The following is a 23,383-nucleotide window of genomic DNA, read 5'->3' on the forward strand; positions in this document are numbered from 1 at the left end:
GCGCCGTTGACCCCATCGACAAGTTGAGTGAGACAGACTCAAGGCTGAGTTGACAGCGACCTGCCCGCAGGGGCAGTCTTGAGTGCGGTCCACTCAGACCCCACATACGTCTATCAGGGAGGAAACATCATGGCTCGTGCGGTCGGAATCGACCTCGGGACCACCAACTCGGTCGTCTCGGTTCTGGAGGGCGGCGACCCCGTAGTCGTGGCCAACTCCGAGGGCTCGCGCACCACCCCGTCGGTGGTCGCGTTTGCCCGCAACGGGGAGGTACTGGTCGGTCAGCCGGCCAAGAACCAGGCGGTGACCAACGTCGACCGCACCATCCGCTCGGTCAAACGGCACATGGGCACCGACTGGTCGGTGGAAATCGACGACAAGAAGTACACCGCGCAGGAGATCAGCGCGCGGGTGCTGATGAAGCTCAAGCGGGACGCCGAGGCCTACCTCGGTGAGGACATCACCGACGCGGTCATCACCGTGCCCGCCTACTTCAACGACGCGCAGCGCCAGGCCACCAAGGAAGCCGGCCAGATCGCCGGCCTGAACGTGCTGCGCATCGTCAACGAGCCGACCGCCGCGGCGCTGGCCTACGGGCTGGACAAGGGCGAAAAGGAACAGACCATCCTGGTGTTCGACCTCGGTGGCGGCACCTTCGACGTGTCGCTGCTGGAGATCGGCGAGGGCGTGGTCGAGGTCCGCGCCACCTCCGGGGACAACCACCTCGGCGGGGACGACTGGGACCAGCGCATCGTCGACTGGCTGGTGGACAAGTTCAAGAGCACCAGCGGCATCGACCTGACCAAGGACAAGATGGCGATGCAGCGGCTGCGGGAAGCGGCCGAGAAGGCGAAAATCGAGCTGTCGTCGAGCCAGTCGACCTCGATCAACCTGCCCTACATCACCGTCGACTCCGACAAGAACCCGCTGTTCCTCGACGAGCAGCTGACCCGGGCGGAGTTCCAGAAGATCACCCAGGATCTGCTGGACCGCACCCGCAAGCCGTTCCAGTCGGTGATCGCCGACGCCGGCATCTCGGTGTCGGCGATCGACCACGTGGTGCTGGTGGGTGGTTCCACCCGGATGCCCGCGGTGACCGAGCTGGTCAAGGAGCTGACCGGCGGCAAGGAGCCCAACAAGGGCGTCAACCCCGACGAGGTCGTCGCGGTGGGTGCCGCGCTGCAGGCCGGTGTGCTCAAGGGTGAGGTGAAAGACGTTCTGCTGCTGGACGTCACCCCGCTGTCCCTGGGTATCGAGACCAAGGGCGGGGTGATGACCAAGCTCATCGAGCGCAACACCACCATCCCGACCAAGCGGTCCGAGACCTTCACCACCGCCGACGACAACCAGCCGTCGGTGCAGATCCAGGTCTATCAGGGTGAGCGCGAGATCGCCGCGCACAACAAGTTGCTCGGCAGCTTCGAGCTGACCGGTATCCCGCCGGCCCCGCGCGGTGTCCCGCAGATCGAGGTCACCTTCGACATCGACGCCAACGGCATCGTGCACGTCACCGCCAAGGACAAGGGCACCGGCAAGGAGAACACGATCAAGATCCAGGAGGGCTCCGGCCTGTCCAAGGAGGAGATCGACCGGATGATCAAGGACGCCGAGGCGCACGCCGAGGAGGACCGCAAGCGTCGCGAAGAGGCCGACGTCCGCAACCAGGCCGAGTCGCTGGTGTACCAGACCGAGAAGTTCGTCAAGGATCAGCGCGAGGCCGAGGGCGGCTCCAAGGTCCCCGAGGACACGCTGAGCAAGGTCGAGGGTGCAATCGCCGAGGCGAAGACCGCGCTGGGCGGCACCGACATCTCCGCGATCAAGTCCGCGATGGAGAAGCTGGGCCAGGAGTCCCAGGCGCTGGGCCAGGCGATCTACGAGGCCACCCAGGCCGAGCAGGCCGCCAGCGGTGCCGGCGGTGACGGGTCCGGCGGCGGCGCCGACGACGTCGTGGACGCCGAGGTGGTCGACGATGACCAGGAGACCAAGTGAGCGAACAAAATCCGCACGAACCAGTAACGGTGACCGATAAGCGTCGCATCGATCCCGAGACCGGCGCCGTGCGCGAGGCGCCTTCCGGGCCGGCCCCCAACGGGCCGGCGCCGGAAGCGCCGGCCGCCGAGGCTTCGTCGGAGGCCTCGGCGGCGCAGGTCGACCGGGTCGCCGAGCTGACCGCCGATCTGCAGCGGGTGCAGGCGGACTTCGCCAACTACCGCAAGCGGGCGTTACGCGACCAGCAGGCGGCCGCCGAACGCGCGAAGGCGTCGGTGGTGACCCAACTGCTGGGCGTCGTCGACGACCTGGAGCGGGCCCGCAGCCACGGTGACCTGGAATCCGGCCCGCTGAAGTCGTTCGCGGACAACCTGACCGCGGTGCTGACCGGGCTGGGCCTGGTGTCGTTCGGCGCCGAGGGCGAGGAGTTCGACCCGCTGCTGCACGAGGCCGTGCAGCACGAGGGCGACGGCAGCCACCCGGTGATCGGCACCGTGATGCGGCAAGGCTACAAACTGGGCGATCAGGTGCTGCGGCACGCGATGGTCGGGGTGGTCGACACCGTGCCCGACGAGGAGCCGGCCGCGACCGCCGACGCCGACACACCCGGTAACGCCGCGGGATCGGCCGAACAAGACGCAGAATCAGAATCGCCGGACAGTTAGCGGCTGCCCGGTGGTGCACCAACAACGACTGGAGAACGGTAAGGGGGTGACGCGCGATGGCCCAACGCGAATGGGTCGAGAAGGACTTCTACAAGGAGCTAGGCGTCGCCCCTGACGCCAGCGCCGACGACATCAAGCGGGCCTACCGCAAGCTGGCGGCCGAACTGCACCCAGACCGCAACCCGAACAACCCGTCGGCCGAGGAGCGGTTCAAGGCCGTCTCCGAGGCCAACAACGTGCTGTCGGATCCGGCCAAGCGCAAGGAATACGACGAGACCCGCCGGCTGTTCGCCGGCGGCGGCTTCCGGCGCCGGTTCAACGGCGGCGCCGGCGGCGGCAACTTCGGCGGCTTCGGGATGGGCGGCGACGGTGCCGAGTTCAACCTCAACGATCTGTTCGACGCGGCCGGCCAGACCGGCGGCGCCAACATCGGTGACCTGTTCGGTGACCTGTTCGGCCGCGGCGGCGCCGGTCAGCGTCGCAGCCGGCCGCGCCGCGGCAACGACCTGGAGACCGAGACCGAACTGAACTTCCTGGAGGCCACCAAGGGGGTGGCCATGCCGTTGCGGCTGACCAGCCCGGCGCCGTGCACCAACTGCCACGGCAGCGGCGCGCGGCCGGGCACCAGCCCGAAAGTGTGCGCCACCTGTAATGGCTCCGGGGTGATCAACCGCAACCAGGGCGCGTTCGGCTTCTCCGAACCCTGCACCGATTGCCGGGGCAGCGGCTCGATCATCGAGCACCCCTGCGGCGAGTGCAAGGGCACCGGGGTGGCGACCCGCACCCGCACCATCAACGTCCGGATCCCGCCGGGTGTGGAAGACGGGCAACGGATTCGGCTGGCCGGCCAAGGCGAGGCCGGGTTGCGGGGCGCCCCGTCCGGCGACCTGTACGTGACCGTGCATGTGCGGCCGGACAAGGTCTTCGGCCGCGACGGCGATGACCTGACCGTGACCGTCCCGGTGAGCTTCTCCGAACTGGCCTTGGGCACCACACTGTCGGTGCCGACGCTGGACGGCAAGGTCGGGGTGCGGGTGCCCAAGGGCACCTCCGACGGCCGGATCCTGCGGGTGCGCGGACGCGGGGTGCCCAAGCGCGGCGGCGGCAACGGAGACCTGTTGGTCACCGTGAAGGTCGCCGTCCCACCGGATCTGGAAGGCCCAGCCAAAGAGGCGTTGGAGGCCTACGCGGCCGCCGAACGGTCCAGCGGCTTTGACCCCAGGGCCGGATGGGCGGGCAATCGGCTATGAGCAAGAAGGAAGACTCCCGCACGTTTCTGATTTCGGTGGCCGCCGAGCTGGCCGGGATGCACGCGCAGACGCTGCGCACCTACGACCGGCTCGGCCTGGTCAGCCCGCGGCGTAGTTCCGGTGGTGGGCGGCGGTATTCACAACACGACGTCGACCTGCTGCGCGAGGTGCAGCGGCTGTCCCAGGACGAGGGCGTCAACCTGGCCGGCATCAAACGGATCATCGAGTTGACCAATCAGGTCGAAGCGCTGCGCGCGCGGCTCAAGGAGATGTCCGAGGAGATGGAGATGCTGCGGGCCAACCAGCGTCGTGACCTGGCGGTGGTGCCCAAGAGCACCGCGGTGGTGGTCTGGCAGCCCCGCCGCTGATTTCTTGCCGTTGACTCTGCGTCCACCAGGGTGTCTACTCGCACGTTTGTCTGGTAGGCGCAGAATCAACGCTCAGCGGAGCCGAATCGAAAACGTCGCCGTCGCCGGCTCGCCCGGCTGGGCGAGCCGGTAGCCGCCGCGGCGCAGCGCATCGGTGGGCGCGGCCATCGGCTCGAAGCACACCACCTGTTCACCGGCCGGCGCGAAGATCTGCGCGGCCGGATAGCCCTGCTCGAAATGCACCTCGATACGCCGGTCGCCACCGGAGACGGCGAACACCGCGTGCTCGGCCACCCGATCGAAGCCGTCGTCAAACACCGTGTCGCCCAGCAGCTCCGAGGTTTGCGTCCATTCCGACGTCGCACCGGTCGGTAGCCCGCGCTTATCGAGGGTCAGGTGCCGCATCGCCGGGGTGTCGATCCGCCACTGCGTCCGCGGTGTCTCCGGCAGCTGCAGGTACGGGTGGAACCCGAAGCACAGCGGTACCGGTAGGTCGGCGGTGGCGGTCACGGTGGTGTGCACCCGCAGCGTCCGCTCGGCGAGCGTCACCGCGACGCTGAGCAGATGCGGGAACGGGAAGCCGGCCAGCAGGACCGGGTCGGCGCCGAAGTCCAGCTCCGCGCGCAGCTCGTTCGCCGATTGCGCAGTCACCCGCCAGCCCGGATAGCCGGCCAGCAGGCCGTGGATCGGCAAGCCGTTGGCGTCGGCGCGCACCCCGCCGCTGCCCGGCGTCACGGTCACCGACTGCCCATCGACGGTATAGCCGGTGTCGCCCAACCGATTTGCCCACGGATACAGGATGGGGATGCCCATCGTCTTGCCGTCGCCGAGGTAGGCGCGCCAGCCGCGCCGCTGCCCGAGTAGCTCCACACCGGCGTCGGTCAGCGAAATCCCGATCATGCCGGCGCCCGGAACGAACTGCGCCGCCACGGCCGACGCCGGGTCGCGGAGGGTGACGATCTGCATCGCGGAGTTCTTTCAGCTCGACAGCGGGTCGTGTTGGATGTGTTCCGGCGGAGCGCCTTTGGCGATCAGCGCGGCCTTGGTGGCGCGCACCATGTTGGGTCCGCCGCAGATCAGGATCTGCCGATCGCCCCAGCCGCCGTACCGGGCCACCACCTCGGGCAGCTGCCCGGTCTGCCGCACGTGCAGGCCCCGCGGCGGCGTCACATCGGGGTAGTCGGCGGCCCACGGCGGGTCCCCGGTGTACTCCGACACCGGGGTCACCGACAGCCACGGGTTGTGCGAGGCGATCTCCCACAGGGTGGGCAGGTCGTAGAGTTCGCACGGGTACCGGGCACCGAAGAACAAGTGCACCCGTGGGTTCACCGCCCAGCGGCACAGGTCCATGATGATCGTCCGCAGCGGTGTGAGCCCGGTGCTGCCCGCCACCATCAGCACGTCGCCGGCGTCGCGGTCGACGTGCAGGGCGCCGTGCGGGCTGGACAGCCGCCACCGGTCGCCGGGCCGGGTCTCGCCCACGATCGCGGTGCTGACCATGCCGCCCAGCACCGCGCGGACGTGGAACTCGATGGCGCCGCTCTCCTCCGATGGGATGGCCGGGGTCAGGTAGCGCCACCGCCGCGGGCACTGCGGGATCTCGCCCTTGACGTACTGGCCGGGGTGATACGGCATCGGCCGGTCCAGTTGCAGCCGCACCACGGCCAGGTCCCGGGAGACCCGGTGATGTTCGATCACGGTGCCGTCCCACCAGGCCGGCCCGCCCTCGGCGTCGGCCGCCCCGCTCATCACCCCGGTGATCAGGTTCAGCGATTGGTGGGCGGCGTGTTCGACGGTGTCGGTCCAGGCGTGGGCCAGTTGGCTGCGCAGTGTGGCGTACAGCGCCTGCCGCAGAGTGTCGTAATGCGCTGGGGTGACACCGTATTTGCGGTGGTCGCGACCGAGCTGGGCCAAAAACGCGACCGGCTCCTGGGCGCGCTGCGCGACGAGCTCCCCGTACACCCACTCCATCGCGTGCCCGAACGCGGCCCGCTGACCGTCCAGGTCGGCGGGGAACAGGTCGCGGATCGAGGGGTCGATGGCGAACCAGCGGTCATAGAAGCGGCGGATCAGGTCCGTGCCGTCGTGGGGCCCCGCTCCGGTGAAGGCGGCGTGCAGTACGCGCAGCGCATCCTGGTTGTCGAGGCTCACGACCGAGGAGTTTATGCCCGGTTGCGCATCCCGGCGATAACGATGAGCAATGCGCCGGCGACCGCCCAGCCGGTGAGCACCAGGATCGCGGTGCTGGCCCCGGCGCCGGCGAAGTACGCCGTCGAGCGCAGCAGCGTGGCGTTGGCGCCCTGCGGCAGCAGTTGCCCGAGCGCGCCCCAGCCGCGGGGCAGCATCTCCGGGGCGCTCATCAGCCCGGACAGTGGATTGCCCAGCAGCACGGCGATCACCGCGCCGACGCCCAGGCCGACCCGGCCAAACAACGAGCCCAGCCCCAGCAGCGACAGGCTCATCGCCAGCGCCCCCAGCGTCAGCCCGGCCGTCACACCAGCGAAGTTTTGGTCGATGGACCCGAACACGTGGCGCAGCAAGGTCGCGATCGTCAGCCCGGCCAGCACCGAAAACGCCACGGTGGCAGCGAATCTCAGCCAGATATCGCGCGGGAAGACCAGAATCAGCACGATGGCCGGCAGCAGCCCGGCCAGGGTGAGCGGCAATGCGGAGGCGGCCAGCCCGGTGCCGCGGGGGTCATGGGTGGGCAGCGGGGCGAGGTCTTCGCTGTGCACCGGCGCTCCGCGGTGTTGGGCGAGGCCGGTTCCGACCTGGGTCAGCAGTTGGGCGACCGCGGGGCTGGCTCCCGACGCGGTCAGTAGCGTGATGCCCTGCGGGCCGGTCGTCAGGCCACCGTAGATGTCGCGGTGGCGGATCGCCGTTCGCAGTGCGTCCTGATCGGGGTAGCTGGTCACCGCGAAACCGCCCGGGGTGATCTGGTCGAGTTGGGACTGCAGCTGTCCGGCGCTCAGCGGTGCGGCCGCCCCGATCGGCAGGTCATGCGGCCGGGACCGCGCCGCCGGCCAGCCGAACGCCAGGCAGATGATCGCCAGGGCGACGATCAGGCCGATGACGACCCCGCCGGCGCGGACCGGTGCCGGCGTCACGTGCACGGCGTCGGGCTGCTGGCCATGCTGGGGAAGCGATTGGGTGTTCACGTCGCCAACCTTTTCATCGAGCGGTGAATTTCGTGCCTGCGAGGGTAACCCTATCCGACTCGGCGGCGGCGGAATCCGGCGTCGACGGGGTCGCTGCGTCGGCCGCGTCCACCGAACGGCCCTCGGGAAGGAATTCCGTTGCAACCCAACGGTTCACCGTCACTATCGAAGCGATGGAGCCTCGTCGGCCCGGGCTGCGGAGTAGGTTTGCGACGTGGGGTACGAGTGCATCGACGTCACCCGCAGCGGTGACTTCACGACCATCACGATGAACAGGCCGCGGCGGCGCAACGCGCTGTCGCTTCAGCACATGGAGGAGCTCGTCGCGGCGTTTCGGGCGGCGGGGGAGAGCGACGCGTTGGGCGTGGTGCTGGCCGGCGCCGGTCCGGTGTTCAGCGCGGGCCATGACTTCGCCGACGTGGCGGGCAAGGACTACGCCACGGTGCGACAGCTGCTGGTCACCTGCACCGAGCTGATGACCACCATGCAACAGATCCCGCAGCCGGTGGTGGCCCGTGTCCATGGCCTGGCCACCGCGGCGGGCTGCCAACTGGTGGCCAGCGCCGACCTCGCGGTGGCCGCGGACACCGCGGGCTTCGCCGCGCCCGGCGGCAAGGGCGGCTGGTTTTGCCACACCCCGATGGTCGCCATCGCCCGCAACATCGGCCGCAAGCGGGCGGCCGAGCTGGCGCTGTCCGGCGACGTGATCGACGCGGCGACCGCGCTGGATTGGGGGCTGGTCAACCAGGTGGTGCCGATCGAGCTGCTCGACAGTGCCGTGGCGGCATTGCTTCAGCGGGTCACCCGCGGCAGCGCGCAGAGCAAGGGCCTGGGCAAGCAGGCGTTGTACGCCCAGATCGACCTCGACCAGCCGAAGGCCTACGCCTACGCGGTCGAGGTGATGGCGGCGGCCAGCCAACTGGCCGACGCCCAGGAAGGGGCGAGCGCCTTTCTGGAGAAACGCCCACCGCGGTGGGGCCGGTAAGACCTTCGGGCTACAGGGCGTGCACCCCGTTGTAGACCACCATCAAGCCGATTAGCGCCAGGACGATCGCCAGCAGCGCGGCGTGCTGCTGTTCCATCCAGTCCTTGAGCCGGGTCAGCGCCGGGTCGAGACGGTCACCGGCGGCGACAAAGCCCACCACGGGGATGACGACCGACGATGCGGCGATGGCGACGAAGAACGCGGCGGCCAGCCAGGAGCCGGGCCGGCCCAGCCCGGCGCCGCACCGACGGCGACGCGCAGCCACGACGCCCAGGTCGGCGGCGCCGTACGCAGGCCGCCGAGCAGGCCGGATGCCGCGACGAACACCGCGGTCAACCCCGCCAAGCCCGCCAGCCAGCCGGTCGTGAAGGCCAGTCCGGTCTCACGTGGATGCGGGGTGTGCAGCACCAGCACCGCGGGGATGACGGTCACCGGGGACAGCGCGATCACCAGCGCGAGCGGGATCAGGGCGGTCACCGCCGAACCCCAGCTGCCTGCCACGGCGTGAACGGTAGCTCACTTGACGCGTAGGGAAAATCCTACCTATTCTCGATGGGTGTTGCCGCGGGTCAAATCGAGCCGGACCGACAGCGTCTTTGGGGCGCTGGCGAATCCGACTCGCCGCGACATCCTTGACCTGCTGCTCGACGGGCCGCGCACCGTCGTCGCACTCGCCGAACGCTTCGATATGGCCCGGCCCAGCGTGTCCGAGCATCTCAAGGTGCTGCGTGAGTGCGGACTGGTCAACGAGCACAAGCGTGGCAGGTTCCGCTACTACCACGTCAATCCTGAGCCGCTGCAACAGCTTTCGACATGGCTGAGCCCCTACGAGCGCTTCTGGCGCGAGCGGCTGACCGCGCTGGGTGACGTGCTCGACGAGATGGAGGACCAATGACAGAGATCGCCGCCGACGCCACCGTCGTCGAGGTCGACCAGTTCTATCCGCACCCGCCCGACCGGGTGTGGCGGGCGCTCACCACCCCCGAGCTGATGGCGCGCTGGCTGATGGAACCTGCCGGATTTGCGCCGGTGGTCGGCACCCGGTTCGCCTTCGCCGGACAGCCGATACCGGCGGTCGGCTTCTCCGGCGAGATCGCCTGCGAGGTGCTTGCCGTGGTTGACGGCGAAGAGCTGGCGATCTCCTGGGCCGACGCCCGCGCCGAGAAACCGTCCTCCTGGGTGGTCACCTGGAGCCTGCGGCCCGAGGGGCGCGGCATCCGGGTCATCCTGCGGCACAGTGGGTTTGACCCCGACGATGAGTTGCAGCAGCGTGCCCGCACCATCATGGGCACCGGGTGGACACGCATCGCGGCGCGGCTGGGCGAGTTGCTGAACGGCTAACCCAACCGCACGCGGTCAGTCCCCGGCGACGGCTTGGATGAGCTTCGCCGCCCCGTCGTTGGACAGCATCCACTCGCCTTGCTTCACGAACGTGAGCACCGGGGTGACCGCTACCGGCAGCTTGGGGCCGGAGATGGTGGTCTCGGCCGCGGCGGTGTTCGGGCCCACCGACCAGGGCTTACCAACCGAGAACGCGAGCGGGAGCTCCCCGTGGTCGGCCGCCTTGTCCAGCCTGCGTTGGCTGAACGCACGGCGTTCCGCCGAGTTGATACCGCCTTGGACCAGGCCACCCTTCGCCTGGTCGGCGACACCCGGATCGGTCAGCTCGGTCAGGATGCGGGTGATCTGCTCGGCGGTCGGCAGCTCCTGCGCTGGCGACGAGTTCGGCGCGGGGTCGCGGGGCAGCGGGATGGTGAACACCGCGGGGTGCGCGTGAGCTGGCGCCGGGGCGCCCATCGCCACCCCGGTGAAGGCACCTCCGAATGCGGCGGCCGCGGCTACGGTGACGGCAAGCGGTTTCATCGTTAGATCCTGGTCCTTCGCTTCGGGCGCCGATGGCGGCCCCGCGGCTTCGGGTGGTGTGCGACCTTCGCCCGCGCCGACGGAGCCTGCTGAGCCTAGCTAATGAAGTCGGGTGTGCTCCCGTTTGAGCGACGCAGTGTGCTCAAGCACACGTCCCGTGGCTGGGGCGATCATGCGGTTGATGACGGCCTGGGAGATTCAAGCCGCAGAATGCACTCGCTTGGCGAGGGCCAGGTAGTCGTCGACGGAGCCAGGCAGCAGATCAAGGTGCACGATCGTGCCGTTTGGGTGGGCGACGAGGTCGAGCACGACTGCGACTGCGGCTGCATCGTCGTCGCCTGCAACTACTAGTGCGCCCGGCGCGATGATCGAGGGATCGCGGGCTTCGTCGAGGAAGGTCCAGACATAGCCGGTCTGATCCTCGGCGTTCAGGTCAGCAGCGATGTCTACGATGGTCATTCGCTCATCTCTTTCGACGTCTCGTTTCACCATACTTGTCGTTGAGCTGCGGCGGACCGAGCGCATCGAAGAGTGCCGGGATGTCATCTATCGACTTGATGATGACCGTGACATGCGGCCGACTAAATGTCGGGACGATCCAAAAGCCAGCAGAGACGATGGTGCGAGCGGGCACGATGTGGACGAACCTGTAGGTCGCGAGCTTCGTCGAGAGTATGCCGCCCTGCGAATCTTCGCCCGCGCGGTCGAGCGCCGCGAACATTGATATCCCCAACGCTGGGATGCCATCGAGGAGGAAGGCACGGCGCGTCCGCTCGGCGTGCCGACGTAGCTTCGCGATGGAGTCGGGGCCGCCACGCAGGAGCGGGCAGGCAGCGGGAATGCGCCCGTCCCGGACGCTACCGCGAAGATCGGGCAGCCCATCCACGCTGTCGAACCTACGGATGGATACCGACATCGACGATGACGCGGATTCGTCGACGCCGACGCGCCGACTGTGCGGATCGATACGCCCGCGGCGGCGTGTCGCGGATAAATCCGCACGACCGGCGGCGAAAAAACTAGACTTGAGCGGAACAGACTCAACCTTGACGGCGTTGAACATCCCGACAAGCATTTTTGGCATACCCCGAATGGAGGTGTCGTGGACTCTTTTAATCCGACCACCAAGGCCCAGGCGGCGCTGACGTCGTCCTTGCAGGCGGCGACCGCGGCCGGCAACCCGGAGATCCGGCCCGCCCACCTGCTGATGGCCTTACTCACCCAGAACGACGGGATCGCCGCGCCGCTGCTGGAGGCGGTCGGTGTCGACCCGGCGACCATCCGCGCCGAGGCGCAACGCCTGCTCGACCGGTTGCCGCAGGCCACCGGGGCCAGCGCGCAACCGCAGCTGTCCCGCGAATCGCTGGCCGCGATCACCGTCGCGCAGCAGCTGGCCACCGAGATGGACGACGAGTACGTCTCCACCGAACACCTGATGGTCGGCCTGGCCACCGGCGACTCCGACGTCGCGAAGCTGCTGAGCGGCCACGGCGCCTCCCCGCAAGCGTTGCGGGAGGCGTTCGTCAAGGTGCGCGGCAGTGCCCGGGTCACCAGCCCCGATCCGGAGGCCAGCTACCAGGCGTTGGAGAAGTACTCCACCGACCTGACCGCGCGGGCGCGGGAAGGCAAGCTCGACCCGGTGATCGGCCGGGACACCGAGATCCGCCGGGTGGTGCAGGTTTTGAGCCGGCGCACCAAGAACAACCCGGTGCTCATCGGTGAGCCCGGCGTCGGCAAGACCGCGATCGTCGAGGGCCTGGCCCAGCGCATCGTGGCCGGCGACGTGCCGGAAAGCCTGCGCGACAAGACCGTCATCTCCCTGGACCTGGGATCGATGGTGGCCGGCGCCAAGTACCGCGGCGAATTCGAGGAGCGGCTCAAGGCCGTGCTCGACGACATCAAGAACTCCGCCGGGCAGATCATCACCTTCATCGACGAGCTGCACACCATCGTCGGGGCCGGGGCCACCGGCGAGGGCGCGATGGACGCCGGCAACATGATCAAGCCGATGCTGGCCCGCGGTGAGCTGCGGCTGGTCGGCGCCACCACGCTCGACGAATACCGCAAGCACATCGAGAAGGACGCCGCGTTGGAGCGGCGCTTCCAGCAGGTCTACGTCGGCGAACCGTCGGCCGAGGACACCATCGGCATCCTGCGCGGCCTCAAGGACCGCTACGAGGTGCACCACGGGGTGCGGATCACCGACTCCGCGCTTGTCGCGGCGGCCACCTTGAGCGACCGCTACATCACCGCCCGGTTCCTGCCGGACAAGGCCATCGACCTGGTCGACGAGGCCGCGTCGCGCTTAAGGATGGAGATCGACTCCCGCCCCGTCGAGATCGACGAGGTCGAACGGCTGGTGCGCCGGCTGGAGATCGAGGAGATGGCGCTGGCCAAAGAGGACGACGCGGCGTCGGCGGAGCGGCTGGAGAAGCTGCGCTCCGAGCTGGCCGACCAGAAAGAGAAGCTGGCCGAGCTGACGGCGCGCTGGCAAAACGAGAAGAACGCCATCGACATCGTCCGCGAGCTCAAGGAGCAGCTCGAGGCGTTGCGCGGTGAATCCGACCGCGCCGAACGCGACGGGGACCTGGCCAAGGCCGCCGAACTGCGCTACGGGCGCATCCCCGAGGTGGAAAAGAAGCTCGACGCGGCGCTGCCGGGCGCGCAGGCCCGCGAGGACGTGATGCTCAAGGAGGAGGTCGGCCCCGACGACATCGCCGACGTGGTGAGCGCGTGGACCGGCATCCCGGCCGGGCGGCTGCTGGAAGGCGAAACCGCCAAGCTGCTGCGGATGGAAGAAGAGCTGGGCCGCCGCGTCGTCGGGCAGAAGAAGCCGGTGCAGGCGGTGTCCGACGCGGTGCGGCGCAGCCGGGCCGGGGTCGCCGACCCCAACCGGCCGACCGGGGCGTTCCTGTTCCTGGGTCCCACCGGTGTCGGGAAGACCGAGCTGGCCAAGGCGTTGGCCGACTTCCTGTTCGACGACGAACGGGCCATGGTCCGCATCGACATGAGCGAATACGGCGAGAAGCATTCGGTGGCCCGGCTGGTCGGGGCGCCCCCCGGCTACATCGGCTACGACCAGGGCGGTCAGCTGACCGAGGCGGTGCGCCGCCGGCCGTACACGGTGGTGCTGTTCGACGAGGTCGAAAAGGCCCACCCGGACGTGTTCGACGTGCTGCTGCAGGTGCTCGACGAGGGCCGGCTCACCGACGGGCAGGGCCGCACCGTCGACTTCCGCAACACCATCCTGATCCTGACGTCCAACCTGGGCGCCGGGGGCAGCGAGGAGCAGGTGATGGCCGCGGTGCGCGCCACGTTCAAGCCGGAGTTCATCAACCGGCTCGACGACGTGCTGATCTTCGAGGGCCTCAACCCCGAAGAGCTGGTGCACATCGTCGACATCCAGCTCGAGCAGCTGGGTAAGCGGTTGGCGCAGCGGCGGCTGCAACTCGAGGTGTCGCTGCCGGCCAAGCGTTGGCTATCGCAGCGCGGCTTCGACCCGGTTTACGGTGCCCGCCCGCTGCGGCGGCTGGTGCAGCAGGCCATCGGCGATCAGCTGGCCAAGATGCTGCTGGCCGGCGAGGTGCACGACGGCGACACCGTGCCGGTCAACGTCAGCGCCGACGGTGACTCGCTGGTGCTGGGCTGATTTCCGCCCGTTTCCTCCCGCGAAAAGACGCAGATTCGCACTAGCGAGGCGCCGTGCGTGCGATTCTGCGTCTGCTCGGCACAGAAGGTCGTCACCAGGTTCCGCCGCCGCCGCCACCGCCGCCGCCCCAGCTGCCGCCGTCGCTGCTCCAGCTGGGCCCGCCCGAGCCCCACGACGAGGACGACGACGTGTACCCGGACGTCGCGCTCTGCCAGGACTTGTAGGCGCTGATCGAGGACGACACCGCGGAGTCGAAGTTGCCGAATCCGTTGGGCGTGTACAGGGTGGCGGCTTGGCTACCAGCGCCGGCGACCGGATACCAGGCGGGGATGGGCGGCTCCGAGGCGGTCGCGGTCTGGTACTTGGCCGCCCACTTGTCGGCCGCGTCGAAGGCCACCGCATACGGGACGTAGGAGATGAACAGGTCCTTGTGGGCGGCGTAGTCGAACCGGTCCTCGCTGGACGGGGTGGTCAGCAGGCGTTGGAAGCCGGCCGCGCGTGACCACACCTGCCGGCCCGACTTGGTGCGTCGGGTTCCCACACCCGGCGCGAGCAACCCGAAGCCGGCGATCGCGAACGCGGCGAACGGGAGCCCCAACATGGTCGGCCAGAGGGGAAGCGCAAACCCCAGGAGGGCGCCCACCGATCCGAAAATGACATACGCTTGGCCCGTATTTTCTGTGAGCGCTGTCACCATGAATCCCGAGTCGCGCGACCAGGATTCGCAAGCGGATTCGAGCTGTCTTTTGGCCGACAACAGATCGCCACCCGCGGTCCTGCTAGCGAAGTTAAGCGTGCCGCCCTCGGTGTCAACACCCAGCGCTTCGCCGACCGCCCGGGTCACCGGGTCGGCGGCCGCCCATTGCTCGGGGGTGCCGGTGCCGGTGATGGTCCACTTTGTGGGGCTTGTGCTGTCGAGCCGCACCAGCTTTCGCTCGGCCAGGTACAGCAGCGTTGCCACCATGGCGTGCTTACTGACTTTCTCCGTGACGATGTAGGCGGTCTGCACGGGCCCGAGCCCGTCGGGCGGGGCGTACAGAACTGGGGTGCCGGGAGTCCGCTCGCGTGATCGCCGGTCCCAGAGGTAGCCCACCAGCGCAGCAAGCACCGATAGCACTGCTAGCGCGATGGCCAACTTCGGCCAGCGGCCCAAGATCCTGTCGAAGCGGATCGTCCACGGCAGGGTGGCCCGGTCGGGGGCCGGCACCTGCAAATCGACTCGCGCGGTCACGGGGTTGCCGGCCGGCAGCGCCCCGGCGGTCACCGTGACCTGGTTGGTGCCCGCCCCGGCGATCGAGCACGGGTGCGGCCCGGCGGTGCACTGGACCAATCCGGCCGGGCCGGGCAGACCGATGTGCACGTGGGCGGCGGTGATCTTCATCATCCAAAACCCGACCACGTTGTAGTAGAACGAGGCGGTGGGCGGCGCCGGGTTGGCGCCGGCGCGGGCGGTGAAGTCGCCCGGCGCCGTTGACGCCTTCACCAATCCGCCATCGACGGTGTACTGGATGGTGTAGGTGTGCGGACCCGGGCTCACCAGCTTGTTTTCGTCGCCGATCCGTACAACGGAGATGGTTCCGTTATCCCGCGACTCTGTTTCCTCCCGGACGAACTGGCCGTCCATGGTGACGTGGACGTCATGGGGATCCATCCGTGCATGTGGGTCGGTGGGGTCGGCCACCGGGAAGAATCGGAAGATGCCGTGCTGGTCAGCCGTCATTTCCACGGTGAGCGTCTCGGTCGCGGTCAGCTTGCCGTCGGCGGTCACCCGGTAGGTCGCGTCAAAGTTGGTGATCGTCGACGGCGACTCCGTCAGGGGCCCGCCCTTGGCGCTGTGGCTCTGTAGCAGCAGGGGCCACAGCAGGCCCAGGGCCGAGAGCGCGATCAACACCAGCGATATCGCGAGCCGCGGTAGCGGCCGGAACAACGCCGTCACCGCGGCGGATGTCCCCAAGCAGCGACGGTCATCCTCGGTTACCCCCCTCGACGCGACGATCGTTGGACCACGATTTTCGCATCCACACCGAGTGTCGGATTGCAGGCTGATGCGGGGTTGTGACCTGCTGGCATTCGTGCATCCCCGCCGGGAGCGGATAGGCTACCCCTAATGGTCCCGCTTTGGTTCACACTGTCCGCGCTGTGTTTCGTCAGCGCGGCGGTGCTGCTGTACGTCGACATTGATCGGCGCCGCGGCCATCGCAGGCGCCGGAAGTCCTGGGCGCGGTCGCACGGCTTCGACTACGAGCCGGAGTCCACCGACATCCTCAAACGCTGGAAGCGCGGCGTGATCTCGACCGTGGGCGACGTCCCGGCCCGCAACGTGGTGCTGGGCCAGATCCGCGGCGAGGCGGTGTACATCTTCGACCTCGAGGAAGTCGCCACGGTGATCGCACTGCACCGCAAGGTTGGCACCAATGTCACCGTCGACCTGCGGCTCAAGGGGCTCAAGGAGCCGCGGGAAAACGACATTTGGCTGCTGGGCGCGATCGGCCCGCGGATGGTGTACTCCACCAACCTGGACGCGGCCCGGCGGGCCTGCGACCGGCGGATGGTTACTTTCGCCCACACCGCGCCGGACTGCGCCGAGATTATGTGGAACGAGCAGAACTGGACCCTGGTGTCCATGCCGGTGTCGTCCACCCGCGCCCAATGGGACGAGGGGCTGCGCACCGTGCGGCAGTTCAACGACCTGCTGCGGGTGCTGCCGCCCGTTCCGCAACAGACCGCGCTGCCGGAGGGGACGAGCCGCCGCAACGCGGGACCCAGCCGGCCGCTGGCCCCGGCCAGCCAGCCCGAACTGTCCGCCAGCCGCGGCGCGGGCCAGGCCCGACGCGAAAACGGGCGCTCGGAATCGGTGCGGCGCCCGCCGGCGAGCCGCAACGGTCGCCAGGCCACCCACTACCAGCGCTGACGGCGCCGGCCCTCAGTACACTGACGCCGTGCCTCGCCCCGTCGCGCTGATCACCGGCCCCACCTCCGGCATCGGCGCCGGCTATGCCCGCCGCTACGCCGCCGACGGCCACGACCTGGTGCTGGTCGCCCGCGACACCAACCGGCTCGAGCAGCTGGCCGCCGAGCTGCGCGATGAGGGCGGCCGCGCCGTGGAAGTGCTGCGCGCCGACCTGGCCGACGCCGACGACCGCGCCCGGGTGGCCGACCGGCTGGCCGCCGGGGTGCAGGTGCTGGTCAACAACGCCGGTTTCGGCACCTCCGGCGAATTCTGGACCGCCGACCCGGCGCTGCTGCAGGCGCAGCTGGACGTCAACGTGACCGCGGTGATGCAGCTGACCCGGGCCGCGCTGCCCGCGATGCTCGACGCCGGCGCCGGCACCGTGATCAATGTGGCCAGCGTGGCCGGGCTGGTGCCCGGCCGGGGGTCGACGTACTCGGCGTCCAAATCGTGGGTGATCGCCTTCACCGAGGGACTGGCCAACGGGCTCAAGGGCACCGGGGTCGGCGTGCATGCGGTGTGTCCGGGGTTCGTGCACACCGAATTCCATCAACGCGCGGGAATCGACATGGCCGCCATGCCGTCGTTCCTGTGGCTCGAAGTCGACGACGTGGTCCGGGAAAGCCTGGCCGACATCGCCCGCGGCAAGGTGATTTCCATCCCGGGTGTGCAGTACAAGGCGATCACCACCGCCGGGCGGATGGTGCCGCGCACCCTGGTGCGCGCCGTCAACAACGTGATCGGGCGGGGCCGTGGCCGTACCTAACCCCCAAGACCGCGACGAGCTGGCCGAGCTGGTGCGCCGGCTGTCGGTGGTGCACGGGAAGGTCACGCTGTCGTCCGGCAAGGAGGCCGACTACTACGTCGACCTGCGCCGCGCCACCCTGCATCACCGGGCCGCGCCGCTGATCGGTCGGCTGATCCGGCAGCTCACCGACGACTGGGACTACGTGGCGGTCGGCGGCCTCACGTTGGGCGCGGACCCGGTGGCCACCGCGGTGATGCACGCGCCCGGCCGTCCGATCGACGCGTTCGTCGTCCGCAAATCGGTGAAAACCCATGGCATGCAACGTCTTATCGAAGGGTCCGAGGTGGCGGACCGTCGGGTGCTGGTGGTGGAGGACACCAGCACCACCGGCGGTTCGGTGCTGACGGCGGTGCGCGCGGTGCGCGACGCCGGCGGCGACGTGGTGGGCGTGGCCACCGTGGTGGACCGCGCCACCGGCGCCGCCGAAGCCGTCCAAGCCGAGGGCCTGCCCTACCGTAGCGTGCTGGGGTTGGCCGATCTGGGGCTGCACTGACTCACCGTGCGGGCGTTCATGGCGGTGCTGACAGCGACCCTGCTCGCGCTGGTGACGGCGTGCTCGGACCCCGAGCACGCCGGCCCGTACGGTGCGCAGACCGCCCGGCTGGGTGAATCGCTGGCGGTGCTGGGCTGGAACCTGGCGGTGTCCAACCTGCGGTGGGAGGCCGACCAGGTGCGCGTCGACGTCGACGCCGCCGTCGCCGACCCGGACGCCCCGCACGCCAAGGCCGGCGACATCCGGTTCGGGCTGTACGGCGCGCTCGGACATCCGTTGGAGGCCACCGGCATCGGCAGCTGCGCCGACGTGGCCGGGCCCGGCATCGACGCCGGGCAGCCGCTGTCGGCGCCGTCGCCGGACCGGCTCACCGGCACGGTGTGTTTGGGGCCGATGAAGAACCGCAGCGCGGTGCGCGGCGTCTACGCCTACTCACCGGCTGACCGGATCGCCGGCAGCACGGTGGCCTACGGGGCGGCGTTCCCGGTGGGGGTGGCGCGGACCGACGGCAGCGACACCGGGCTGGCGCTGTCGACCGGCGGGGTGACGGCCTGGCGGGCCGTCGGCACCCCGCTGACACCGGCGGCCCTGGGTGATCCGACCGCGTTCACCGGCAACGGGTACCTGCTGTTGAACCTGGTCGCCGACGCCCCGGCCGGCCGCTACCGCGATGACGCGGTGGCCCGCGGCGGGCCGCTGATGCTGGTGGTCGCGCCGTCGCAGCCGGTGCCCGGGCTGGATCCGGCCTGCGCGGCGGCGGGATCGTCGGCGCTGGTGCTGCCCGAGGCGTCGTTGAACGCCGTGCACGTCAACCCGTCGCTGTGCAGCCACGGCGAAATCAACGCCGCGGTGCTGTATGCGACGGTGTCGGTGATCGGCACCCACGCCGCGGTCTGGACCGTCGATGCCTGAGCCCGGCCCGACCGAGTGGGGCGCCCCGGTCAGCGGGGTCGGCCCGTGGGACGGCGACCCGCCGACCGACCCGCGCTATGACCCGGCGCTGCTGCGCGACGGCGACACCCGCAACGTCGTGGACGCCTACCGGTACTGGACCCGCGAAGCGATCGTCGCCGACATCGATCAGCGGCGGCATGCGCTGCACATCGCCATCGAGAACTTCGGCCACGACGCCAACATCGGTTCGGTGGTGCGCACCGCCAACGCGTTCGCGGTGCACACCGTGCACATCGTCGGCCGGCGCCGCTGGAACCGGCGCGGCGCCATGGTCACCGACCGCTACCAACGGCTGCGCCACCACGACAGCACCGCCGAGCTGCTGGACTTCGCCGCCCACGCCGGGCTGGCCGTGGTCGCGGTCGATAATGTGCCCGGCGCGGTGCGTTTGGAGCAGACCACGCTGCCGCGGGATTGCCTGCTGGTGTTCGGCCAGGAGGGGTCCGGGATCAGCGCCGACGCCCGCGCCGGGGCGGACCTGGTGGTGTCGATCGCGCAGTTCGGCTCGACCCGCAGCATCAACGTCGGCGTCGCCGCCGGGATCGTGATGCACGCCTGGATTACCCAGCACGGCGCCCTGGACCGCGCCTGGTAGGGCAGGATCAAGGCATGGATCGGGTATGGGCGAACCGGGCGGCCAGCGCCGAGGCCGCCGTGCGGCAACGACACCTGAAACGACTGTGGTACCTGCCGGGTACCCAACTGGGGGTGGTGGGTTGGCCACCGACCCGGCGGGATCGGCTATTCGGCAGCTGGCATTACTGGTGGCAGGCGCATCTGCTGGATTGCCTGGTCGACGCGCAGCTGCGCGACCCGCAGACCGACCGCGGGACCGAGATCAAACGGCAGATCCGCTCACATCGGTTGCGCAACAACCTGTCCTGGGTGAACAACTATTACGACGACATGGCCTGGCTGGGGCTGGCGATCGAGCGGGCCAGCCGGGTCGTCGGCGTCGACCGGCACCGGGTGCTGGACAAACTGACCGACCAGTTCGTCAAGGCGTGGGTGCCCGAGGACGGCGGCGGCATCCCGTGGCGCAAACAGGATCAGTTCTTCAACGCCCCGGCCAACGGGCCGGCGGGAATCTTTCTGGCCCGCTACGGGGACCGGCTCAAGCGGGCCCAGCAGATGGCCGACTGGATCGACAAGACCCTGATCGACCCGGAAACCCACCTGGTGTTCGACGGCATCAAGGCCGGCTCGCTGGTCCGCGCCCAGTACACCTACTGCCAGGGCGTGGTGCTCGGCCTGGAAACCGAGCTGGCCGTGCGCACCGGGGACGACCGGCACGCCCCGCGGGTGCACCGGCTGGTAGCCGCGGTCAAAAAGGAGATGGCGCCGGCCGGGGTGCTCAAGGGTGCCGGCGGCGGCGACGGCGGCCTGTTCGGCGGGATCACCGCCCGCTACCTGGCGTTAGTGGCCACCAGCCTGCCCGGAGACTCCGCCGCCGACGCCGCCGCCCGTGACACCGCCCGCGAGCTGGTGCTGTCCTCGGCGCAGTCGGCGTGGGACTACCGGCAGCCGGTGGGCGGGCTGCCGCTGTTCGGGCCGTTTTGGGACCGCACCGCCGAGCTGCCCACCGACGCCGAGGGCGGCGCCGAGTTCGTCAACGGCGCGGTCGACGCGTCCGCGGTGCCCGAACGCGACCTGTCGGTGCAGCTGTCCGGCTGGATGCTGATGGAGGCCGCGCACGTCGTCGCCGAGCTGGCCCCGCAGGATTGACTCTGCGCTGAGGGCGCTGCCCACTCGCACTTCTGCGCCCTGGACGCAGAATCAACGCCTCGGGGTGGTTACGCCGCCTGCTCGGGCTCGCTCGCCGGGATCGGTTCGTCTCCCGCGCGGGCCCGTCGCCGCGATAGATACGCCTTACCCGCGGAGAACAGGGCCGGCAGCAGCGACACGAACAGGATGCCGAGGATGATCGTCTCGAGGTGATCGCTGATGCCGGGCACCCTGGTGCCCAGGAAGTAGCCGGTCAGCGTCATCCCGGCGCCCCAGGCGACGCCGCCGACGATGTCGAATCCCAAATACACCGGGTAGCGCATATAGGACACGCCGGCGATCACCGGCACGAAGGTTCGGGCGAACGGCACGAACCGGGCCAGGATGATCGCCCACGGCCCGTACTTTTCGAAGAAGGCGTGCGACTCGGTCACGTAGTGCTTCTTGAAGAAGCGGGAGTCTTCCTTTTTGAACAGCGCCGGCCCGATCCGGCGGCCGATGAAATACCCGCTCTGGTCGCCCAGCACCGCCACCGCCGCCACCGCCGGGGCCAGGATCCGGATGTCGAGGGTGCCGCCGGCGGCCAGCAGGCCCCCGGTGAACAGCAGCGACTCGCCGGGCAGCAGCGGGAACAGCAGCCCGGTCTCCACGAAGACGATGACCAGGATGGCGGGCAGCACCGCGGACGCGAACAACCCGTGCGGACCGATCCAGAACCACGGGCTGATCAGGTCGGGTAGTGCCACCAGGCTGGTGCTCATGACGCCCTAACATACCGGTGTTGGCTGGGTGGGCTGTTTAGCGCGACCCCGGCCTTGGAATACTGAGGGCACACGTGGCCATCATCACCGTCGTTGAACTCGCCAGGAGGAAGTCCCATGCCCATCGCAACGCCTGAGGTTTACGCCGAGATGCTGGGACGGGCCAAGGACAACGCCTACGCCTTCCCGGCGATCAACTGCACCTCCTCGGAGACCATTAACGCCGCGATCAAGGGTTTCGCCGACGCCGGCAGCGACGGCATCATCCAGTTCTCGACCGGCGGCGCCGAGTTCGGCTCCGGGCTGGGGGTCAAGGACATGGTCACCGGCGCGGTGGCGCTGGCCGAGTTCGCGCACGTCATCGCCGACAAGTACCCGATCAACGTGGCGCTGCACACCGACCACTGCCCCAAGGACAAGCTGGACGGCTTTGTCCGGCCGCTGCTGGCGATCTCCGCGGAACGAGTGAGCGCCGGCCAGAACCCGCTGTTCCAGTCGCACATGTGGGACGGCTCGGCGGTGCCGATCGACGAGAACCTCGACATCGCCCGGGAGCTGCTCAAGCAGGCCGCCGCCGCCAAGATCATCCTGGAGATCGAGATCGGCGTGGTCGGCGGCGAGGAAGACGGCGTCGCCAACGAGATCAACGACAAGCTGTACACCACCCCGGACGACTTCGAGAAGACCATCGACGCGCTGGGCGCCGGCGAGCACGGCATCTACCTGCTGGCCGCCACCTTCGGCAACGTGCACGGCGTCTACAAGCCCGGCAACGTCAAGCTGCGTCCGGACATCCTGGGTCAGGGCCAGCAGGTGGCCGCCGCCAAGCTGGGGCTGCCGGAGGGCTCCAAGCCGTTCGACTTCGTCTTCCACGGCGGCTCGGGCTCGCTGAAGTCCGAGATCGAGGAGGCGCTGCAGCACGGTGTGGTGAAGATGAACGTCGACACCGACACCCAGTACGCATTCACCCGGCCGATCGCCGCGCACATGTTCACCAACTACGACGGGGTGCTCAAGGTCGACGGCGAGGTCGGCAACAAGAAGACCTACGACCCGCGCAGCTACCTGAAGAAGGCCGAAGCCAACATGACCGAGCGGGTCATCGAGGCCTGCAACGACCTGCACTGCGCCGGGAAGAGCCTGTCGGCCTGAGCTAGCTGACTCTGCGTCTACCAGGCAAAAATGCGAGTAACTTGCCTGGTACGCGCAGACTCAACGCGGAGGGCTACCCGGTGGGGGACTGGCAGATCTTCCACTGGTCGTCGCGGAACTGCAGGTCGAAGCTGCGGGTGGACCGGACCTGCGGCGCATACGCCATGAACGCGGTGACGTTGGCTTCGGCGTGGTCGCCGTGCACGGCGACCTGGTCGATGCTGGCGACCACCGGATACCGTTTGGCCGCGGCCACCCGCCGGTAGGTGTCGTTCCACGCCTGGTCGTTGTAGTTGACGTAGCCGTCGCGGGCGGTGCCGCAGGTGATGGTGCGCAGCGTGGTCAGATCGCCGTTTTGCACCGCGATATCGAAATTGTGGATGGTGTCGCGGACCTGGTCCTCTTGCGACACCTTCGAGCTGTGCCCGCGGGTCAGCCACACCGTGCCCAGCACCGCGATCGCCGCCAACGCCAGGATGATCAGGATCAGCGCCAGCACCCAACCCCAGCTGTGGGCGGTGCTGGACGGCAGCTTGCGCGCCAGCCGCGGCGGAATCAGTTGGGGCGCCGCCTTTCTCGGCGGCGGTGCGGGCGGCGGCGCCGAGAAAGGCGG

General features: G+C 69.2%; 24 protein-coding genes and 1 pseudogene. 15 read left to right on the top strand and 10 right to left on the bottom strand.

Annotation, left to right across the window (positions count from 1 at the left end; translation table 11 throughout):
- Positions 1-129: 129 nt before the first annotated feature.
- Genes dnaK through BKN37_RS09190 form a run of 4 tightly spaced genes read left to right on the top strand, consistent with a single transcriptional unit; the run spans position 130 to position 4,272 of the window.
- Positions 130-1,989 (top strand): molecular chaperone DnaK, encoded by a 1,860-nt coding sequence (gene dnaK / locus BKN37_RS09175; protein WP_071024690.1) that lies wholly within the window; start codon positions 130-132, stop codon positions 1,987-1,989.
- Positions 1,986-2,654, top strand: a complete 669-nt coding sequence (gene grpE, locus BKN37_RS09180; protein WP_071024692.1) for a nucleotide exchange factor GrpE — start codon at positions 1,986-1,988, stop codon at positions 2,652-2,654. Before dnaK ends, grpE begins: the two co-directional genes overlap by 4 nt.
- A gap of 56 nt (positions 2,655-2,710) precedes the next feature.
- A complete protein-coding gene (gene dnaJ / locus BKN37_RS09185) occupies positions 2,711-3,904 on the top strand; it encodes a molecular chaperone DnaJ (protein WP_071024694.1) in 1,194 nt (397 codons plus the stop codon).
- Positions 3,901-4,272: a heat shock protein transcriptional repressor HspR gene (locus tag BKN37_RS09190; protein WP_194074193.1), complete on the top strand. Its 372-nt coding sequence runs from the start codon at positions 3,901-3,903 to the stop codon at positions 4,270-4,272. Before dnaJ ends, BKN37_RS09190 begins: the two co-directional genes overlap by 4 nt.
- A 72-nt stretch (positions 4,273-4,344) precedes the next feature.
- Here the strand turns inward: BKN37_RS09190 and BKN37_RS09195 are convergent, their stop codons facing one another.
- From BKN37_RS09195 to BKN37_RS09205, 3 genes are read right to left on the bottom strand one after another with little or no spacing between them, the layout of a single operon-like run.
- Positions 4,345-5,238 carry an aldose 1-epimerase gene (locus BKN37_RS09195; RefSeq protein ID WP_071024698.1) on the bottom strand — a complete coding sequence of 298 codons (894 nt, stop codon included), beginning with the start codon at positions 5,236-5,238 and terminating at the stop codon, positions 4,345-4,347.
- Between the two features lie 12 nt (positions 5,239-5,250).
- Positions 5,251-6,423: an FAD-binding oxidoreductase gene (locus BKN37_RS09200; protein WP_071024700.1), complete on the bottom strand. Its 1,173-nt coding sequence runs from the start codon at positions 6,421-6,423 to the stop codon at positions 5,251-5,253.
- Positions 6,424-6,434: 11 nt separating this feature from the next.
- On the bottom strand, positions 6,435-7,430 hold the full coding sequence (locus BKN37_RS09205; RefSeq protein WP_242657166.1) for an ABC transporter permease: 996 nt from the start codon (positions 7,428-7,430) through the stop codon (positions 6,435-6,437).
- 214 nt (positions 7,431-7,644) lie between these two features.
- Here BKN37_RS09205 and BKN37_RS09210 point away from each other — a divergent pair, with 214 nt between their 5' ends.
- Positions 7,645-8,415, top strand: coding sequence for an enoyl-CoA hydratase-related protein (locus tag BKN37_RS09210; RefSeq protein ID WP_071024703.1), 771 nt, complete (start codon positions 7,645-7,647; stop codon positions 8,413-8,415).
- Between the two features lie 10 nt (positions 8,416-8,425).
- Here BKN37_RS09210 and BKN37_RS09215 read toward each other — a convergent pair.
- Positions 8,426-8,916: pseudogene (locus BKN37_RS09215) on the bottom strand (GAP family protein).
- 55 nt (positions 8,917-8,971) lie between these two features.
- Between BKN37_RS09215 and BKN37_RS09220 the strand changes: the two are divergent.
- Entirely contained in the window at positions 8,972-9,310 is a 339-nt protein-coding gene (locus tag BKN37_RS09220) for an ArsR/SmtB family transcription factor (RefSeq protein WP_083341682.1), read from the top strand.
- Positions 9,307-9,756 (top strand): SRPBCC family protein, encoded by a 450-nt coding sequence (locus BKN37_RS09225; RefSeq protein WP_071024705.1) that lies wholly within the window; start codon positions 9,307-9,309, stop codon positions 9,754-9,756. The genes BKN37_RS09220 and BKN37_RS09225 overlap by 4 nt, the downstream gene beginning before the upstream one ends.
- A gap of 15 nt (positions 9,757-9,771) precedes the next feature.
- Here the strand turns inward: BKN37_RS09225 and BKN37_RS09230 are convergent, their stop codons facing one another.
- From BKN37_RS09230 to BKN37_RS09240, 3 genes are all read right to left on the bottom strand, one after another.
- Positions 9,772-10,278, bottom strand: a complete 507-nt coding sequence (locus BKN37_RS09230) for an MTB12 family secreted protein (RefSeq protein ID WP_071024707.1) — start codon at positions 10,276-10,278, stop codon at positions 9,772-9,774.
- Positions 10,279-10,476: 198 nt separating this feature from the next.
- Positions 10,477-10,737, bottom strand: a complete 261-nt coding sequence (locus BKN37_RS09235) for a hypothetical protein (protein ID WP_071024709.1) — start codon at positions 10,735-10,737, stop codon at positions 10,477-10,479.
- Positions 10,738-10,741: 4 nt separating this feature from the next.
- Complete coding sequence (locus BKN37_RS09240; protein ID WP_131823555.1) at positions 10,742-11,341, bottom strand: hypothetical protein; 600 nt, start codon at positions 11,339-11,341, stop codon at positions 10,742-10,744.
- A 39-nt stretch (positions 11,342-11,380) separates the two neighbouring features.
- On the opposite strand from BKN37_RS09240, the gene clpB reads away from it, so the two are divergent.
- The gene (gene clpB, locus BKN37_RS09245) at positions 11,381-13,927 is read left to right on the top strand and encodes an ATP-dependent chaperone ClpB (protein WP_071024714.1); all 2,547 of its coding nucleotides are present in this window, start codon (positions 11,381-11,383) and stop codon (positions 13,925-13,927) included.
- 91 nt (positions 13,928-14,018) lie between these two features.
- Here clpB and BKN37_RS09250 read toward each other — a convergent pair whose 3' ends face one another.
- Positions 14,019-15,881: a DUF2207 domain-containing protein gene (locus BKN37_RS09250; RefSeq protein WP_158260363.1), complete on the bottom strand. Its 1,863-nt coding sequence runs from the start codon at positions 15,879-15,881 to the stop codon at positions 14,019-14,021.
- A gap of 153 nt (positions 15,882-16,034) precedes the next feature.
- Here BKN37_RS09250 and ttfA point away from each other — a divergent pair, with 153 nt between their 5' ends.
- Genes ttfA through BKN37_RS09280 form a run of 6 tightly spaced genes read left to right on the top strand, consistent with a single transcriptional unit; the run spans position 16,035 to position 20,857 of the window.
- A complete protein-coding gene (ttfA, locus tag BKN37_RS09255) occupies positions 16,035-16,838 on the top strand; it encodes a trehalose monomycolate transport factor TtfA (protein ID WP_071024716.1) in 804 nt (267 codons plus the stop codon).
- 28 nt (positions 16,839-16,866) lie between these two features.
- Positions 16,867-17,643: an SDR family NAD(P)-dependent oxidoreductase gene (locus BKN37_RS09260; protein WP_071024718.1), complete on the top strand. Its 777-nt coding sequence runs from the start codon at positions 16,867-16,869 to the stop codon at positions 17,641-17,643.
- Positions 17,630-18,178: an orotate phosphoribosyltransferase gene (gene pyrE, locus BKN37_RS09265; protein WP_071024721.1), complete on the top strand. Its 549-nt coding sequence runs from the start codon at positions 17,630-17,632 to the stop codon at positions 18,176-18,178. Before BKN37_RS09260 ends, pyrE begins: the two co-directional genes overlap by 14 nt.
- 18 nt (positions 18,179-18,196) lie before the next feature.
- A complete protein-coding gene (locus BKN37_RS09270; RefSeq protein WP_071024739.1) occupies positions 18,197-19,090 on the top strand; it encodes a hypothetical protein in 894 nt (297 codons plus the stop codon).
- Positions 19,083-19,727: a TrmH family RNA methyltransferase gene (locus BKN37_RS09275; RefSeq protein WP_071024723.1), complete on the top strand. Its 645-nt coding sequence runs from the start codon at positions 19,083-19,085 to the stop codon at positions 19,725-19,727. Before BKN37_RS09270 ends, BKN37_RS09275 begins: the two co-directional genes overlap by 8 nt.
- 14 nt (positions 19,728-19,741) lie before the next feature.
- Positions 19,742-20,857, top strand: a complete 1,116-nt coding sequence (locus BKN37_RS09280; RefSeq protein WP_071024725.1) for a glycoside hydrolase family 76 protein — start codon at positions 19,742-19,744, stop codon at positions 20,855-20,857.
- A gap of 68 nt (positions 20,858-20,925) precedes the next feature.
- Here the strand turns inward: BKN37_RS09280 and BKN37_RS09285 are convergent, their stop codons facing one another.
- Positions 20,926-21,618, bottom strand: a complete 693-nt coding sequence (locus BKN37_RS09285; protein WP_071024727.1) for a DedA family protein — start codon at positions 21,616-21,618, stop codon at positions 20,926-20,928.
- Positions 21,619-21,735: 117 nt separating this feature from the next.
- Between BKN37_RS09285 and fbaA the strand changes: the two genes are divergently transcribed.
- On the top strand, positions 21,736-22,770 hold the full coding sequence (gene fbaA / locus BKN37_RS09290) for a class II fructose-bisphosphate aldolase (protein ID WP_071024729.1): 1,035 nt from the start codon (positions 21,736-21,738) through the stop codon (positions 22,768-22,770).
- Between the two features lie 73 nt (positions 22,771-22,843).
- Here fbaA and BKN37_RS09295 read toward each other — a convergent pair.
- A partial coding sequence (locus BKN37_RS09295; protein ID WP_479724550.1) for an Rv0361 family membrane protein occupies positions 22,844-23,383 on the bottom strand: 540 nt, incomplete at its 5' end.

The organism is Mycobacterium talmoniae, assembly GCF_001854525.1.
GTDB classification, from domain to species: Bacteria; Actinomycetota; Actinomycetes; order Mycobacteriales; family Mycobacteriaceae; genus Mycobacterium; species Mycobacterium talmoniae.

Coding starts and splice junctions, on each gene's coding strand:
- dnaK (WP_071024690.1), top strand. CDS start 130: ATGGCTCGTGCGGTCGGAATCGACCTCGGGACCACCAACTCGGTCGTC.
- dnaJ (WP_071024694.1), top strand. CDS start 2,711: ATGGCCCAACGCGAATGGGTCGAGAAGGACTTCTACAAGGAGCTAGGC.
- BKN37_RS09190 (WP_194074193.1), top strand. CDS start 3,901: ATGAGCAAGAAGGAAGACTCCCGCACGTTTCTGATTTCGGTGGCCGCC.
- BKN37_RS09195 (WP_071024698.1), bottom strand. CDS start 5,238: ATGCAGATCGTCACCCTCCGCGACCCGGCGTCGGCCGTGGCGGCGCAG.
- BKN37_RS09225 (WP_071024705.1), top strand. CDS start 9,307: ATGACAGAGATCGCCGCCGACGCCACCGTCGTCGAGGTCGACCAGTTC.
- BKN37_RS09230 (WP_071024707.1), bottom strand. CDS start 10,278: ATGAAACCGCTTGCCGTCACCGTAGCCGCGGCCGCCGCATTCGGAGGT.
- BKN37_RS09235 (WP_071024709.1), bottom strand. CDS start 10,737: ATGACCATCGTAGACATCGCTGCTGACCTGAACGCCGAGGATCAGACC.
- BKN37_RS09240 (WP_131823555.1), bottom strand. CDS start 11,341: ATGTTCAACGCCGTCAAGGTTGAGTCTGTTCCGCTCAAGTCTAGTTTT.
- ttfA (WP_071024716.1), top strand. CDS start 16,035: ATGGTCCCGCTTTGGTTCACACTGTCCGCGCTGTGTTTCGTCAGCGCG.
- BKN37_RS09270 (WP_071024739.1), top strand. CDS start 18,197: ATGGCGGTGCTGACAGCGACCCTGCTCGCGCTGGTGACGGCGTGCTCG.
- BKN37_RS09275 (WP_071024723.1), top strand. CDS start 19,083: ATGCCTGAGCCCGGCCCGACCGAGTGGGGCGCCCCGGTCAGCGGGGTC.
- BKN37_RS09280 (WP_071024725.1), top strand. CDS start 19,742: ATGGATCGGGTATGGGCGAACCGGGCGGCCAGCGCCGAGGCCGCCGTG.
- BKN37_RS09285 (WP_071024727.1), bottom strand. CDS start 21,618: ATGAGCACCAGCCTGGTGGCACTACCCGACCTGATCAGCCCGTGGTTC.
- fbaA (WP_071024729.1), top strand. CDS start 21,736: ATGCCCATCGCAACGCCTGAGGTTTACGCCGAGATGCTGGGACGGGCC.